Origin of the sequence: Nostoc sp. (assembly GCF_036919495.1) — a bacterium.
Classification (GTDB): domain Bacteria; phylum Cyanobacteriota; class Cyanobacteriia; order Cyanobacteriales; family Nostocaceae; genus Nostoc.
Window position 1 is genome coordinate 55,479 of the sequence record NZ_JBALBZ010000087.1, and the last position, 15,072, is coordinate 70,550.

12 protein-coding genes are annotated in these 15,072 nt (G+C 42.9%); 5 read left to right on the top strand and 7 right to left on the bottom strand.

The window, feature by feature from the left end; genetic code table 11:
* Positions 1-210: 210 nt before the first annotated feature.
* Together V7K25_RS12875 and purC are read right to left on the bottom strand one after the other, a co-directional pair.
* A complete protein-coding gene (locus tag V7K25_RS12875; protein ID WP_335158457.1) occupies positions 211-2,862 on the bottom strand; it encodes a BamA/TamA family outer membrane protein in 2,652 nt (883 codons plus the stop codon).
* Between the two features lie 130 nt (positions 2,863-2,992).
* Entirely contained in the window at positions 2,993-3,730 is a 738-nt protein-coding gene (gene purC / locus V7K25_RS12880; RefSeq protein WP_335158459.1) for a phosphoribosylaminoimidazolesuccinocarboxamide synthase, read from the bottom strand.
* A gap of 719 nt (positions 3,731-4,449) precedes the next feature.
* On the opposite strand from purC, the gene V7K25_RS12885 reads away from it, so the two are divergent.
* Positions 4,450-4,725, top strand: a complete 276-nt coding sequence (locus V7K25_RS12885) for a DUF7219 family protein (protein ID WP_181374200.1) — start codon at positions 4,450-4,452, stop codon at positions 4,723-4,725.
* Positions 4,726-4,780: 55 nt separating this feature from the next.
* Here the strand turns inward: V7K25_RS12885 and V7K25_RS12890 are convergent, their stop codons facing one another.
* From V7K25_RS12890 to V7K25_RS12905, 4 genes are all read right to left on the bottom strand, one after another.
* Positions 4,781-7,378 (bottom strand): GAF domain-containing protein, encoded by a 2,598-nt coding sequence (locus V7K25_RS12890; protein ID WP_335158462.1) that lies wholly within the window; start codon positions 7,376-7,378, stop codon positions 4,781-4,783.
* Between the two features lie 282 nt (positions 7,379-7,660).
* A complete protein-coding gene (locus V7K25_RS12895; protein WP_335158464.1) occupies positions 7,661-8,830 on the bottom strand; it encodes a glycosyltransferase family 4 protein in 1,170 nt (389 codons plus the stop codon).
* A gap of 253 nt (positions 8,831-9,083) precedes the next feature.
* On the bottom strand, positions 9,084-10,238 hold the full coding sequence (locus V7K25_RS12900) for an NAD-dependent epimerase/dehydratase family protein (protein ID WP_335158591.1): 1,155 nt from the start codon (positions 10,236-10,238) through the stop codon (positions 9,084-9,086).
* A gap of 181 nt (positions 10,239-10,419) precedes the next feature.
* On the bottom strand, positions 10,420-10,950 hold the full coding sequence (locus tag V7K25_RS12905; RefSeq protein ID WP_335158466.1) for a hypothetical protein: 531 nt from the start codon (positions 10,948-10,950) through the stop codon (positions 10,420-10,422).
* Positions 10,951-11,170: 220 nt separating this feature from the next.
* Between V7K25_RS12905 and V7K25_RS12910 the strand changes: the two genes are divergently transcribed.
* The 4 genes from V7K25_RS12910 (at position 11,171) to V7K25_RS12925 (ending at position 14,382) form a co-directional block, all read left to right on the top strand.
* Positions 11,171-11,575 carry an FHA domain-containing protein gene (locus V7K25_RS12910; protein WP_335158468.1) on the top strand — a complete coding sequence of 135 codons (405 nt, stop codon included), beginning with the start codon at positions 11,171-11,173 and terminating at the stop codon, positions 11,573-11,575.
* 352 nt (positions 11,576-11,927) lie between these two features.
* Positions 11,928-12,281 (top strand): hypothetical protein, encoded by a 354-nt coding sequence (locus V7K25_RS12915; protein WP_335158470.1) that lies wholly within the window; start codon positions 11,928-11,930, stop codon positions 12,279-12,281.
* Positions 12,282-12,377: 96 nt separating this feature from the next.
* Positions 12,378-13,889: a stress-responsive protein Ycf46 gene (gene ycf46 / locus V7K25_RS12920; protein ID WP_012407316.1), complete on the top strand. Its 1,512-nt coding sequence runs from the start codon at positions 12,378-12,380 to the stop codon at positions 13,887-13,889.
* A gap of 142 nt (positions 13,890-14,031) precedes the next feature.
* Positions 14,032-14,382: a DUF1257 domain-containing protein gene (locus tag V7K25_RS12925; protein ID WP_012407317.1), complete on the top strand. Its 351-nt coding sequence runs from the start codon at positions 14,032-14,034 to the stop codon at positions 14,380-14,382.
* A 139-nt stretch (positions 14,383-14,521) separates the two neighbouring features.
* On the opposite strand, the gene V7K25_RS12930 is transcribed toward V7K25_RS12925, so the two are convergent.
* Complete coding sequence (locus V7K25_RS12930) at positions 14,522-14,911, bottom strand: hypothetical protein (protein WP_335158472.1); 390 nt, start codon at positions 14,909-14,911, stop codon at positions 14,522-14,524.
* Positions 14,912-15,072: the final 161 nt, after the last annotated feature.

The window sequence follows — 15,072 nt, forward strand, 5'->3', positions numbered from 1 at the left end:
CCGAAAAGACAGTATATTTTCTTTAGTATTGTTCATCGTCTGTTTTGGTAAGATCCCTGATATTCCCCTAAAAATGTCATTAATCCCTTTATCGGAACAGTATTCAGGTAAATGTCAAATTTAGCAAGCTGATTAAGAAAAGAGAGTTGTCATTAGTCCTTTGTCCTTTGTTATTTACCAATGACCAATAACTAAATGACTAATGACAAATTAAAATCTTTCGCCAATACCGAAATTAATTCGGCTATCACCATCATCATTGATACCGTAGTCAATCCGAATTGGTCCCAGTGGAGACTGGACGCGAACGCCAAGACCATAGCCGAAGCCACTACCATTTTTATTCAAAACTTCAGCCGCCCTAGTACTAGTTCCCAGATCGCTGCCGAGATCAAAAAATAGTGCGCCACTGACTACTGAAAAAACTGGAAATCGATACTCTACTGATGCTTGCACATAAGAGCGTCCACTACCTAATGCTCCTTCTTCATAACCCCGAACTGAGTTGCTACCCCCAAGGGTAAAAGCTTCGTAGGGAGGTAAGTCACCAACGATGGTTCCTGCTTGCAGGTTAAATGCTAAGGTTTGTGCGCCTTTGGAGAGACTAATCAGCTTGATGGGTAAATATTGGCTGTAGCTTCCCCGAAATCTGGTGAGTAAGATGTTGCCTAGCCCGATGGGGACTGACTGATCAACTCCGAAGCGCAGATAAGAACCGCTAGTGGGTTGCAATGGGTTATTGCGAAGATCGCGCTGTGCTCCCAATTGCAACAGTAGTAAATCGTCTTGACCGCCGCTAGATAAGGTTAGTGGAATTTCTTCACTGATGCGGTTGCCGTTATCATCAAATACGGCTCCTGTTTTTCTGAGATTGCCATCAGCATCACGCGCAGAAACTCGTTGATACTGTAAACCTGCTGAGGCAGTCCATACAGAACTTTTGTAAGGATTGGCAGAGAGGGGACGGGTAAAGGTAACACCACCACCTACACGGAGAATCCGGGGGCGATCCTGATCATTTGTATTAGTAGGATTACCTGGATTAAACGTTCTAATATCTTGATCTTGACCATCAAAGATCAATGAAATGGAACTACGGCGAAAAATATTGGTTGTGTAGGAAGTCCGGTAGGGATCTCCGGCAATCCAGGGGTCTGTGAACCGCAGGTCAAACAGCAGTTCCCGTTCTCCCACCTGTACTTCTGCTCCCAGTTTTTGATTCCTACCGTTCAGGTTTTGCTGTTGATAGCTAACTGTTCCAAAAAGTCCGCTAGCAGAACTAATCCCTGCACCAGCCGCAATCGAACCACTGCTGCGTTCAGCTACATTTACTACTACATCCACCTTGCTGGGATCACTACCAGGATCAAGGGAGACATTCACATCTTCAAACAGTCCTAGTCCATACACGCGCTGTAGGTCTTTTTGTACTGTGTTGCGATTGAATACTTGTCCTGGCTTCAACTCCAATTCTCGCGTAATGATGTAATCCTGTGTCCGTCCCCGAATTGGTTGTCCTTTCTCGTTTGTCTCTTGACCATCTTTATTGCGAAACCGGACTCTAATCTTCTCTACTACACCTTCTGCTACTTGCAATGTCACAACTCCGTTTTCAGAGACTTGTGGCGCTCCAATCACGTTAGCTAGTACGTAACCTTGGTCTTGATATCGCTTGTTTAATTGCTTGATGCCTTCCTGCAAATCACGCAAGTTAAGGATTTTGCCATACTGCCCCCGAAATACTTCATCCACAGTATTAGCTGGGAGTACTGAGGCAACACCAGTACCAGGATTAGCTTGCACTTCTACTTTGCTTAGGACGGGGTTAGGCTGTACAACAAAGCTCACCCGCACTCCCAAGGGGGTATCTTCTGGGGCTGCTTGCACGTTGGAGAAGAAGCCAGTACCAAAAATGGCGTTAATATCTTCTTGCAGTTGGCTGCGGGTTGTCGTTCGTCCTGGTTGGGTACGAATTACTTTATAAACTTGGTCTTCCAATCCTGGTGGTAGTTGCCCAGTCTGTGCTCTAACTACAACTTCCGACACCAGTACGCGGGGATCATTGGCTTCTGGGGCTGCGTTGGGTTGAGTATTTCCCGGAGTTGTCGGCGGGTTAACATTCTGTGGACTGGGAGTTGCACCTGGGTTTGGGGCAGGCGTGTTGGGTTGAGTATTTCCCGGAGTTGTCGGCGGGTTAACATTCTGCGGACTAGGAGTTGCACCTGGGTTTGGGGCAGGCGTGTTGGGTTGAGTATTTCCCGGAGTTGTCGGCGGGTTAACATTCTGCGGACTAGGAGTAGTGCCTGGGTTTGGGGCAGGTGTTCTTTGTTGACTATTTGGGAACGGAAGATCAGGAGTGGCAGATGGTTCTGGAGTTGTAGGTAATAAAGGCTGTGTTGTTGGTGGGTTGACATTTTCTGGGACTGGAGTAGTCTCAGGAGTTGGGGAAGGCGTTGGTTGTTGAATTTCTGGCGGTGGAATGTCTGGAGCGGGAGACGGCTGTTGAGTAGGGTTAGGATCTATTTGAGGGGTTTGTGCAGTTTTTGGCCTTGTGGAGGTTGGCACGATTACCTCTGGGGTTGCGTAGGCGTAGCCCGCCGCAGGCATCGCTCCTGGATTGACAGGGTAAACTGCGACAATGTGCGATTTATCCGCCTCCATAACCCTTGCGGGATTAGGTTGAGATTCTAAACTTTTACTACCAACCTGACCAGTATCCTTTTCTGGGCGCTGATTTGTTTCTAGTGTCAAAACTTCTGTTGTCTGTTTTGAACTGTTGGCGGTTTCTGCATTTGCACTCAAAGAACCGCCCAAAGGGGCTGCAATTGCTACTGCTGCCAGCAACATGGGAGATAAACGCATTTTACTTATAATTCCTCTTCACGACCACACACACACCATCACAAATAGTCATTAGTCATTAGCCGTTGGTGAATAATAAAGGACAACTGACAAATGACAATCCACACGAGTTTAATTGATTTTTAGCCACTTAATTATTACTCTCTACTGCTTTTAGCACTCTTTGTAAAACCTCCTGGTAGGCATCCTCTACATTTCCTAAGTCCCGGCGAAAGCGGTCTTTGTCCATTACCCGGCGGTTTGAGTCCTGTTCTGCGGTATCCCATAAACGGCAGGTATCGGGGCTAATTTCGTCTGCCAAGAGCAACTGCTGGTGTGAGTCCAAACCAAACTCTAGTTTGAAGTCTACTAGGGTAATGCCGCATCGTTGCCAAAAGTTATTGAGAAATTCATTGATTTGCAATGCTAGATGTGTAATTGCATCTACTTGTTCCGCAGTAGCTAGTTCTAGCAGGTACAGGCGATCGCGTGTCAGCAAAGGATCTCCTAACTGATCGTTTTTATAATAAAACTCAACCAAAGGCTGTTTTAGAATTGTACCCACTGGTAAGCCTGTTTGCTGAGACAAACTTCCAGCAGCAATATTTCTGATAACTACTTCTAAGGGTAAAATCTTTACTGCCTTTACCCGCATCTGATTCGGGGTAGGGCTGTCGATAAAGTGAGTCTTTATACCATAAGCCTCCAACTGTTTAAAAAGCTGGCTGGAAATGCTACAATTAATCTTTCCTTTGTGTTGGATACTGCCACGTTTTTGGGCGTTAAACGCCGTGGCGTCGTCCTTAAAATCGGCCAACAAGACTTCCGGATCGTCTGTTGTATATAGAATTTTGGCTTTGCCTTCGTATAACTTGGAATTAACAGACATGATGGCAGGTAAAGTTTTAGGCGATGGACAAAAGTTGTCCTTTGAGGCTTCACCATTTTATCTTTAGTTATTAACTATTAGCTATTGGTGATTATTTAAGAGGGTGCGAGGACACGGTTAATTGGGCAGAGGTCTATGGCAGGAACCCGCAGAGCGGGAAGATGGCAGACGGGCACAGAAGAAAATCTTCCCGCTCTGTTCTCCTTCTCCTTTGCCTCTTTTTGGTAACGGCCCAGCAGAAAGTTGCTAAAGATCCACTACTGAATCTCTAACTTTTAACAGACGACAATTTGCTTTAAGCCATAGTATGTTTGCCTAGGTACTTTTACACGCAAAAATCTGTCACTATTTTTGCAAAAATGATAACTCCTAGATAATACGGGTATTTTTTTGTATATTGTAACTCAGGGTTTAAACTGAAGTTAATTACTGTCAAAAATTCATAAATTAAGATGAGATAAATTGACAACTGGGAGATAAGTCAAATATTCTCTTTAGTCACTTTAGCAGAAACTTTTTTTGTAACTTTTACGGTAAAAGTATTTCAAGCTTTATTTTCTAGTCTCAAAATCTAAATCAACCAATACCTCCATTATTAATTGGAAAAGGAGTTCGATGCTTCGAGTTGCCACAGTCTGACCACGATAAATCGGTAAATAAACATCAAGGTAGCTAATGATTCAGCTTTAGAGATTCAAACACAAGGGAAGTTGAATAAATTGGAGAACAAAATAGTGAACAAAGATGATTTTCTTTATCCTCGCGGCCGCTACTACGGTCAGGTAAAGCCAGAAAACTTGGTTTTTAATGCAAATCTACAAGAATTTGCCCAACGAGTAAGCTACATTTGCAACTTAGAAACAGGTGGAAAACTGCCTCCAGGTGAAGCTTACGAACAAATAAAGGATCTATGGAAACAGTTGAAACGTTCAAAAAAAGAGCTAAGAATTGGCGAAGATCCGTTTCAGAATGACCAGGGGGAGGTTGAAGGTTGAAGGGGATGAGGGAGATGAGGGAAAAGAATTAATAACCCATGCCAATGCCCAATGACTATTTAGTAAGCATTGTCCAAATACCATCCCAGGATTCTGGGGGCGGCGCTTGTTGGTAATTACGCGCCCGTTCTAGATGGATATCAACAGCTTGGTCTTGGGGTTGGATACATTTGGCGGCTTCAAAACAGGCGATCGCTTGTGAGAAGTTGCGCGATAAATAAGCCGAGCGTCCGGTATGATAGTGAAATAAAAACTCTTGAGTGTTGGGATCTAGAGGGGTGCTGCGATCGCCAATTAACTCGTAGATATTTACAGCCTGGTGTTTCCCTTTGACTCGAATTTTATCTAACTGGCGCACCCAAATGCGATCGCTGCAAAGCTGATAAGTAAATTCGCTTAGAATTATATCACAACCGTAATCCTTAGTTACCGCTTCTAAACGCGAACTCAAATTTACGCCATCTCCAATTACGGTGTAATCCATCCTTTTGCGGGAACCTATATTACCCGAAACCACTTCTCCAGAACTAATCCCAATACCAATATGAATTTGTGGCTGCGCTTGGATAATTCGTCGTCGGTTAAATTCTTCTAAGCGTTGCCGCATATCTAATGCTGACTGTACAGCCCTCCAAGCATGATTTTCTGTAAGTGGTAGTGGCGCACCAAATACCGCCATTAACGCATCACCAATAAATTTATCAAGAGTGCCTTCGTGGTTAAAAACCGCCTCTACCATCGTTTCAAAATACTGATTGAGCAGCAATACCACTTCAGCTGCACCGAGATTTTCTGTAAGTGTGGTGTAGCCTCGAATATCAGAAAATAAGATAGTTACTTCCTTGCGCTCACCTACCATTAAAGCATCTTCCCCCAAAGCCATAATTTGCTCGGCTACATGGGGCGTTAGGTAGCGGGACATGGTAGTTTTCATCCGTTTTTCCTGGCTGATGTCTTCCAACACCACCAAACCACCCCGGACACCGCCTTCGGGGTTAGTTAAAGGATTAACAGTGAGATTCGTACTACGTTCTAATTTTTGTACCTCATCAGCAGTAAGAAACTCAAATTGGGAAGTGAGGGGTAGATTCCAGGGAATGAACACATTGGGGTTATTGCGATCGCGGACTGCTAAAATTGAGTCCTGAGTTCTGGATTTTGATTCTTGAGTCTCACTTTTAACTTCTAAGTCTTCACTCTTAACTTGAAAAATTCCCACTATCAAACTTTGCTCTGGCACATAATGTTTAGCTCCAGTTTTTAAACTATCTTCTAGCCGCATTTGGAGATTTTCAATTGGCACAACTTCCCAAACTAGGCGGCCAATCAAATTTTGTTCCCACGAAAGCTTGTTGTTCTTACTATTAGCATTTCTTATAGGACAGCCCAGCAACTCTAACGCCGCATCATTTATCGTAACAATGCGTCCTGCCATATCCGTAGAAATTACCGCATCTGATAAACTTTGTAAAATATCCTTTTGATACTGTTTTTCTAACAGCACATTTTCAAACAGACGAGCATTTTCTAAAGCAACTCCTGCCTGAATATTAAAAGCCCGCATAAACTCTTCATCAGAAGCGGTAAAACTACTTTGTTGTTTATTAATTAATTGTGTAACACCTATTAATTCATTTGCCGAATTAAATACTGGCAAACACAGGATATTGCGAGTTACATAGCCAGTTTTTCTATCTGTAGTTGGGTCAAAGCGGGGATCTTTATAAGCATCAGAAATATTTAAGGCTTCACCAGTAGAGGCCACATAGCCAGCAATCCCACGGTTAGCCGGAATGCGGATTTCTATTAAGTTTGTGCCATCTGCCGCCGCCGCAACTTTCGTCCAGAGTTCGCTCATCTCTTTACGATATAAAAACAGTGTACTGCGGTCTGCTTGCATTAAAATTCGAGCTTGCTCCATGACTATCTGCAAAGTTGCTTCTAAATCCAGACTTTGCCCCAGTGTTTGAGTTGCCCGCAACAAAGCCGTTGCGCCTCTTTGATTACGAGCGGCTACATAAAAAGATTGGCAGCTTTCCAAAATAATACCAATAGAAGCGGCGAAGTCTCGAAACCGTTCTTCATCATCATGATTAAACGGAACATTCCCGGTTTTATTAGCGAGTTGCACTACCGCTACAGTCTGGTTTTTGCTACTGATAACAGGCATACATAAAATATTATGGATTTTGTAGCCCATTTGTTTTTCAAGTTCTGGGCTAAATAAAGGATGAGTATAAGTTTCAGATATATTTAGATATTCACCTGTACTGGCAACATGACCGGGGATACCCACTGTGATGGGAGTCCGAATTTCTAAGAATTTTTGGGTATTATCTTGAGGAACTTTTGACCACAGTTGACCTTTGTCATAGTCAACTAAAAAAATAGCAGTGTGTTCTGCTTGCAGGATTTGACCAATTTTGAGTGTGATAGCTTCTAGCACCTTCTCCAACATAGTTTCTAGAGCTTCATTATTGATCAGTTCAATAGCTCTAAGAAATTGCTGGAACTCAGCAGTTATGAAGTCGAGTAAGCAAACAAATTCATTAACAGATAAGTCTTTAACACGACGCAGTAGGGCGTGAGTACGATTAACTTGAGTCAGTTCAGTTAATGTAGCCAAGACGCTGCCAGAGTTGGGGAGTGTCACGTCGCTTTGCTCCGAATTCAAAATTCAAAATTAATAATTCCCATAAATAAATTTAGGGGCAAGTCAACGGATGCCGTATTTCTCTTTTGCATTCGTCTTTGACAACACTACATACATTTTCTCTTCTCCATAAATAAATTTACTTGGTCTGTATCATGAGTCTGTTTTGGTCATGGAGATTTTAGATTTTGGGCATGGGGCATTGGTTATTAATTCTTCTTCCCCTGCTTCCCCTGCTCCCCCTGCTCCCTCATCTCCTCACAGACGCGATTAATCGCGTCTTTACTCCCTACTCCCTGATTTTGCCAACTTTTCAGAAAAGATTACCTTTTGATAGTAATCTAGTAGCTGTCTGGTAGCAGATGGCCAACCCCAACTTTCTGCTTCCTGGCGAGCATTTTGACGAATGATATCTCGTTGTTGTTTTTGTTCTAAGAGGCGAACAGTAGCAGCGATGGCTCCGCCAACGCCAGGGGCGAACGCTCCTTGAACATCTGCTGTTGGCTCAAAAAGATATCCATTTACCCCATCTGTGACAATATCGGGAATTCCCCCGGAACGGGCTGCCACCACGGGACAGCCAGCAGCCATCGCTTCTAGTAATACTAAACCTAGTGTTTCTGTACGAGAAGGAAAGATAAAGGCATCAGCACTCGCAAAGGCAGAACCTAATTCTTGCCCCATAAGATACCCAACAAAATAAGTGTTTGTGCCAGCAAAGTGTTTTTGCAATGCTTCACGGTGGGGGCCATCCCCAACCAATGCTAACCGCGCTTCAGGAATTGCTTCTAAAATTGGTTTGATGCGCTCAATTTCTTTTTCAGCAGAAAGCCGCCCCACGTAAAGCAGCAATGGGCTTTCTGGATGATTTTTTGATAGGCGCGATCGCATCTCTACACTAGCTAAATCAGGGTGAAATAATTCAGTATCCACCCCGCGCTGCCATAAATCTACACGTTCAATACCATGTGCTGTCAGTTCCTCCACCATTGCTGTGGAGGTACACAGATTTAAAGCTGCTTGATTATGAGCGCCTTTCAGCAGTTCCCAAAGAAAACCCTCCAGCATCCCCAAGCCGTAATGCTGGAGATATTGGGGTAAATGCGTGTGATAAGACGCTACTAAGGGGATTTTAAGGATTTTGCTATAAAATATCCCAGACAAGCCTAAAACTGCTGGATTCACGACATGAATAATATCTGGCTTAAACTCTTCTAAGGCGTACCCAATAGCTGGGCGGGGAAGTGCCATTTTCAATTCTGGATACAATGGCAGAGGAAAGCCAGTAACGCCGTAAACTTTAGCGCCTTTGTGTTCTGTGATGCCTCCATCAGGGGCAATCACTAGTACTTGATTACCACTGCGCTGTAGATGATCAACAGTATGGCGCAAGCGCGTTACAATGCCGTCAACCTTGGGTAAAAAGGTTTCGGTGAATAGGGCAATTCTCATATAAAACTATTCAGTCCAGGCAGATAATCTCAGCTTAGAGTGCATTTTGCTAGTGAACTACTCAGACTAGCTATAAAGCTGAAATCTGAGCTTCTGTAATCACAGGGAAATGCCTAAACTTGGACTTTAACATCTATATCTTCTCAGAATATATATTTGCGGTAAAGTACCAAAATAAGATAAATTAATTGGTCGTCATATTGTGCTAAAACATGACGACCAGTGTTAAACCCACGATTTACTGGGGTTTACCCTAATTTCTGTGCCAAGAGACTTTGGGCAGAATTTGTTTATGATCAACTCGCGTCTGATACTTGATCGCAAAGTTTAACAGAGAATCGAGTAAAGAATCAGAAAGCAAGTGAGGCTGTAAACCTAAATCGAGCAATTTAGTGTTTTTAGCGTTGAAGTAATGTTCTTCTTTCTCGACTCTGGGATTATCTAGGTGATTGATATCTACGTTCAATCCTATAGCGTTACCAGCTTTTTTCACCATCAACGCCAAGTCGCCGACGCTGAATTGTTCGGTAAATTGGTTAAATACGCGGAATTCACCAGCCTCGGCAGGGTTAGCGATCGCTAATTCCACACATCTGACTGTATCCCGAATATCCAAAAATCCGCGAGTTTGTCCACCTTTACCGTAGACAGTTAACGGATGTCCAATCGCTGCTTGAATACAAAAGCGGTTTAGTGCAGTACCAAAAACACCATCGTAATCCAGCCGATTAATCAATAGTTCGTCCATCCCCGTTTCTTCGGTTAGGACACCATAAACTACACCCTGATTTAAATCAGTTGCCCGCAATCCCCAAATCCGGCAAGCAAAGTGGATGTTATGACTATCATGAACTTTGCTTAAATGGTACATTGAACCGGGTTGCTTAGGATAAGGTAGGGTATCCTTGCGTCCATTGTGTTCAATGGTGATATACCCTTCTTCGATGTCGATGTTGGGTGTACCGTATTCGCCCATTGTCCCCAGCTTCACCAAATGACATTCGGGGAAATCTTCCCGCATGGCGTATAGCAAGTTCAACGTACCAACTACATTATTGACCTGGGTAACAACTGCATGTTCTCGGTCAATCATGGAAAATGGGGCCGAACGCTGTTCACCAAAATGCACCAGAGCATTTGGCTGAAATTGCTGTAATGTTTTATGGAGAAATTCGTAATTAGTAATATCGCCGATGAACAAATCGATAGATTTACCCGTCAAATCTTGCCAGCGCTGGAGACGTTGTTGAATTAGTGCGATCGGAGTAAGAGTTTCGACACCAAGTTCATTATCCCAATGCCGCCGCACCAAACTATCTAAAATTCCAACTTCATAACCTCGATTGGAAAGGTAAAGAGCAGTTGCCCAACCGCAATATCCATCACCACCAATAACCAGGACTTTCATCTTCACCAGTTTTTACTCGCTGATAGCTAAATCTATCAGATTTCTGTACCTTCTCAATCATCATTCTGGGAGAGATGTGGATTTAGGGAGCAGAGAACAAGGGGAAATGGTGGAAAATAAACGGATTATCCTAACTCTTCTACAGACGCGATTAATCGCGTCTCTACTTCTCCATCCTCACTCAGGACTTTGGAATCCGATACTGCTGGGCAATGTAATAAAAGAAACGATAGTAATTTTGAAACTCTTGGCTCTTGCTTTGTCCCTGCCAGTAGTATTTCACTTGACTCTGAGTTAGTGTCAGTGTCATTGAACCTACTCGTCGATCAACTTCTACAACCAGCACTCCAGACACTCCTTGGGCGGTTTGAAAGTTGGGTTTTATCTTTTTCAAAGATTCTTGAGTTGTAACAATCGAATTTGGTAACTGCTGACTTGCCCACCCCCGAATTTCTACGGAGTTATCTTGTGGTGAAAGAAATGCAATTCCATCATCATTTGCTGGTGCTGCTAAAGAACTCCAGTTACTCGGATATGGAAATTCAAAGCCATAACGGGAGTTGCTATAAGTTTTCCAGGCGATCGCTCCGGCGTTAAAATTATTTCCAGTACAACCCCATAAAATTATTAACAGGGCAATAACTCCGCTAACGCTGGCGGTAAACCGATAAATTCTTTGCCCCCAACTATAGATTTTATTAGCAGTAGCCATTTACATTACACATTTTGCCAAAGTCACTGATTTTATAGAAGTACCAGAAACTCAGATCAATACCTTCGCCAATTTACTAGCTATTCTCAAATCCGTAAACTGCTAAAGAAACTGCACCAAAAGAGCGCTCATCAAAAATTCAATAATATTCAGGATATTTACCATTCTCTTTTGAGTTGTCAGTAGAGAAACTTATAAAAAGTGCTTTATCACACATTTTATGCACAGTGCATCTCAGACAGCCAAGCTAACTTTGGAGCTTTTTCACTTCCAAACCAACACATCTTTGCAATTTCCAGCAAATCTTTCTGTAATTTGCATCGGTAAACCAAACGACCAAAAACCACCAGATATTCATATCTCTGGCTTACCAGATTCTGATGTGGCATCTCGCATCCACGCGCAAATTTGGATAAATGGGGATGAATACCATATCACCGATTTGGGAAGTTCTAATGGCACATACATTAACGGTGCGAAACTTCAACCTCAAGTTTTTTCTCTACTGCATCCAGGAGATAGAATTTCCCTTGGGCAAGGAGAAAAATTTAGGGTGCAGCAGCACTCTGCATCTGCCACAACAAATCCTACAGTTAAAAAATCAGCCAACTCAGGCAATCATTAAATTAGGGACTTCCAAATAAAAAAATATACAACTATTTATTGTGGGGTGGGCGTCTCGCCCGCCCATAGTCAAAGGCGGGCAAGATGCCCACCCCACAAGATTGGATAATTTATTTATTGGAAGTCCCTTAGCGATCGCTAATTTCCATTGAGGTTTCAGGTTTTGAGTGCTTAAATCCTGATTAATTCTGAGAGGTTTGTAGTCAGCTATTTATCACTCAATAAACAGCATTTTAACCTCAGATGTAAACAAATGTAACAATATTGGCGTCAAAACGTTTTACTGTCTTGACAACCAATAGAAGAACCGATAAGTTGATATACATACCCGGGTAAGACCGTTAAAGAGTTATATGCAAACGCAAACTAAGCAAAAGGTCACTTTGTATTTGTCGCCAGAGTTGCACAAAAAACTGAAGATTCGTTCAGCAGTCGATTCAGAACCAATGTCAGAACTTGCGGAACGTGCCCTCGTTTTTTACCTATCTAATTCAGAATTGGTTGATGAGGTAGAAGATTCTTCTTATGGGCGGACTCATAGAGTTTATTCATGCCCAACTTGTGATAGCTCACTAGTATTACGTGATGGGGAACTGGTTGCTTTAGGCAATCAACCAGGAGTAGTTGGTCAACAACGTCTTTCCATTGATGAAATGGATGAAGATGAAGCCAATCCCAAGGGTGAGGAAGAGTTAGTTCCTTGCTAGATAGATAGGAATTATGAATTATTCATTCATGATTCGGTTGTCTTTACCAGAAGCAATGTCTCTACTGTCTTTATAAGGTCTCAAGTAGGTCGATGTATGAAAGAAGAGCTCAATATCCTAATTCAAGCTCAATACCCTTTAATCTACCTTGTGACCTCCGAGGAAGAGCGGGCCGAGCAAGCAGTTTCCACGATCGCTCAGTTGTTAAAGCCCCAGCGCCGAGTATTTGTTTGGACAGTAACACACGGCATTGTGGAGTATGGTCAACCCCGGAATGTCACGCAACATAATACCGTGTCTCCAGAGGCGGCCATTGAGTGGATAATCCGGCAAAAAGAACCTAGTATATTTATTCTTAAAGATTTACATCCTTTTATTGATGCGCCTGCAACAAACAGATCGTTACGTGATGCGATCGCTAGCTTTAAAGGTACGCAAAAGAACATTATTTTAATGTCCCCAATGCAACAAGTACCTATAGAGTTAGAAAAAGAAGTTGTTGTTATCGACTTTACACTGCCAGATATGGCAGAGTTGAATAAAGTACTAACTCAGCACGTAGACCAAAATCGTGGTCGGCGGTTGACAACAGAAGCTAGAGAAAAGCTTCTCAGAGCAGCTTTAGGTCTAACTAAAGATGAAGCTGAGAAAGTCTACCGAAAGGCGCAGGTAACTACAGGGCGTTTGACGGAAGATGAAGTAGATATTGTTTTATCTGAGAAAAAGCAACTAATTCGGCGCAATGGGATATTAGAATACATTGAAGAAGATGAAACCATTGATGCTGTAGGTGGCTTAGAAGAGTTAAAAAGATGGCTCAAGCAACGTTCTAACGCTTTTACAGAAAGAGCGAGAGAGTATGGTTTGCCTCAACCCAAGGGGATGTTAATTCTCGGAGTTCCCGGTTGTGGTAAGTCATTAATTGCCAAAACTACTTCCCGACTGTGGGGTTTACCACTGTTGCGGTTGGATATGGGGCGAGTTTACGACGGCTCAATGGTGGGACGAAGTGAAGCAAACTTGCGAAACGCCCTGAAAACGGCAGAATCTATTTCCCCAGCGATTTTGTTTATCGATGAATTGGATAAATCTTTTGCTGGTAGTGGAGGTTCTTCTGATTCTGATGGGGGGACTTCAAGTAGAATCTTCGGCTCCTTCCTCACATGGATGCAAGATAAGAAATCACCAGTGTTCGTGATGGCAACCGCCAACAGAGTCGAACGTTTACCTGGGGAGTTCTTGAGGAAAGGACGCTTTGATGAAATTTTCTTTGTCGATCTGCCAACACCGGAAGAACGGCAACACATTTTTAATATTCATCTGACCAAGCGCCGTGAAGACATCTCTAGATTCGATCTTGAGCAACTAGCCAAGATGTCTGACGGATTCTCTGGGGCAGAAGTTGAGCAAGCGATCGTTGCGGCAATGTATGAAGCTTTTGCCCAAGATCGGGAGTTCACCCAACTAGATATTATTGCTGCACTGAAGGCAACATTGCCGCTGTCTCGAACGATGCAAGAACAAGTAACGGCTCTGAGAGATTGGGCCAGACAGCGCGCCCGCCCCGCAGCATCCTCCGTAGCTGAATATCAGCGAATGGAGTTTTAAAAGCTTTCCTCTGCTATCCCAGGGGGAAAGGCTAGCTCCCAATGCTAGCAGTTATAAGAAAAAGCCGCATCCTGCTAAGAGCGGCTTCGCCCGAAACAAACCGTTGTCGTTTTTCTCAATATTCTCATTGGAGGAAACCCAAATGTCTCACTTTAGCACCCTGCGTACCAAGATCACCGATGCCGAAATCCTCAAAGCTTCTTTGCGCGACCTCGGTATCAGCGTAAAGACTGAAGCTGATGTCCGTGGTTATAACGGTCAGCGCGTCCGTTCTGACATCGTTGCTATGTTAGATGGCGAATATGACCTCGGCTGGTCTCGCAACAGCGATGGTTCTTTTGACCTAATCGCTGACCTGTGGGGCGTTGCTAAGAAGCACAACCAAACCGAGTTGATCAACTCAATCAACCAAAAGTATGCCGTTAACAAAACTTTGGCTGAAGTAAAACAGCGCGGTCTGCAAAACGCCAATGTGAAGTTGGTATTGCAATAACAATTTCTCTGCGCGTTCCCAAAGCTGCACGGGTTAACCATATAAATAGCGGTTAGCCCGCTTTTTTATCGGGACTGAGATTTATTTCTCAGTCCTGATTTTAATCCTTTATGTCATCACAGAAACACAAATATATAGGCTAGAGTAAATTGAATTCGCCTAAACGCAGCAATTCCTTGGCAAATGGGGAGCGCTCACAATTAGTAAATCCTAATTTTAAATAGCTTCTTCTAAATTCATCAAATCCTGGTCTGTTGTTGAGGATGATATAAGGGTTGATAAATACTTTGGATGTTGCCCCATAAACAACATAATTGTAACCGGGGCAGTCAGACTGATCTTCTTCATAAGGTACGAAACGACTTACAAGAAGATAAATTCTATCATTGCTGTAGGAAGTAAGTTTAGATAGATTGGGATAATTTGCCATCTCATAATCTTCGTAATAAATGCCAGGCACGGATGGCAGTTCTCTCCGATGAATATAGGATAAAACTGACATATCTTTATAGTTTAGATTTAACTTCATAATTTTTTATTTCCACCTAGTGATATAAAGGTTACTTACTAAGTTAGTTTGCCCAAAATGTATTAGTCTGTGATCGCTACAAATATCTAATGAAGTTAAAATTACGCTCTTCAGTTTCTGTTCCCTTAAGACAGATAATTTGATTAATAATTACAAGTGAG

Bases quoted from the DNA above. Each gene is read 5' to 3' on its own strand.
- V7K25_RS12875 (WP_335158457.1), bottom strand. From the start codon at position 2,862: ATGCGTTTATCTCCCATGTTGCTGGCAGCAGTAGCAATTGCAGCCCCT.
- purC (WP_335158459.1), bottom strand. From the start codon at position 3,730: ATGTCTGTTAATTCCAAGTTATACGAAGGCAAAGCCAAAATTCTATAT.
- V7K25_RS12895 (WP_335158464.1), bottom strand. From the start codon at position 8,830: ATGAGAATTGCCCTATTCACCGAAACCTTTTTACCCAAGGTTGACGGC.
- V7K25_RS12900 (WP_335158591.1), bottom strand. From the start codon at position 10,238: ATGAAAGTCCTGGTTATTGGTGGTGATGGATATTGCGGTTGGGCAACT.
- V7K25_RS12905 (WP_335158466.1), bottom strand. From the start codon at position 10,950: ATGGCTACTGCTAATAAAATCTATAGTTGGGGGCAAAGAATTTATCGG.
- V7K25_RS12910 (WP_335158468.1), top strand. From the start codon at position 11,171: ATGCACAGTGCATCTCAGACAGCCAAGCTAACTTTGGAGCTTTTTCAC.
- V7K25_RS12915 (WP_335158470.1), top strand. From the start codon at position 11,928: ATGCAAACGCAAACTAAGCAAAAGGTCACTTTGTATTTGTCGCCAGAG.
- ycf46 (WP_012407316.1), top strand. From the start codon at position 12,378: ATGAAAGAAGAGCTCAATATCCTAATTCAAGCTCAATACCCTTTAATC.
- V7K25_RS12925 (WP_012407317.1), top strand. From the start codon at position 14,032: ATGTCTCACTTTAGCACCCTGCGTACCAAGATCACCGATGCCGAAATC.
- V7K25_RS12930 (WP_335158472.1), bottom strand. From the start codon at position 14,911: ATGAAGTTAAATCTAAACTATAAAGATATGTCAGTTTTATCCTATATT.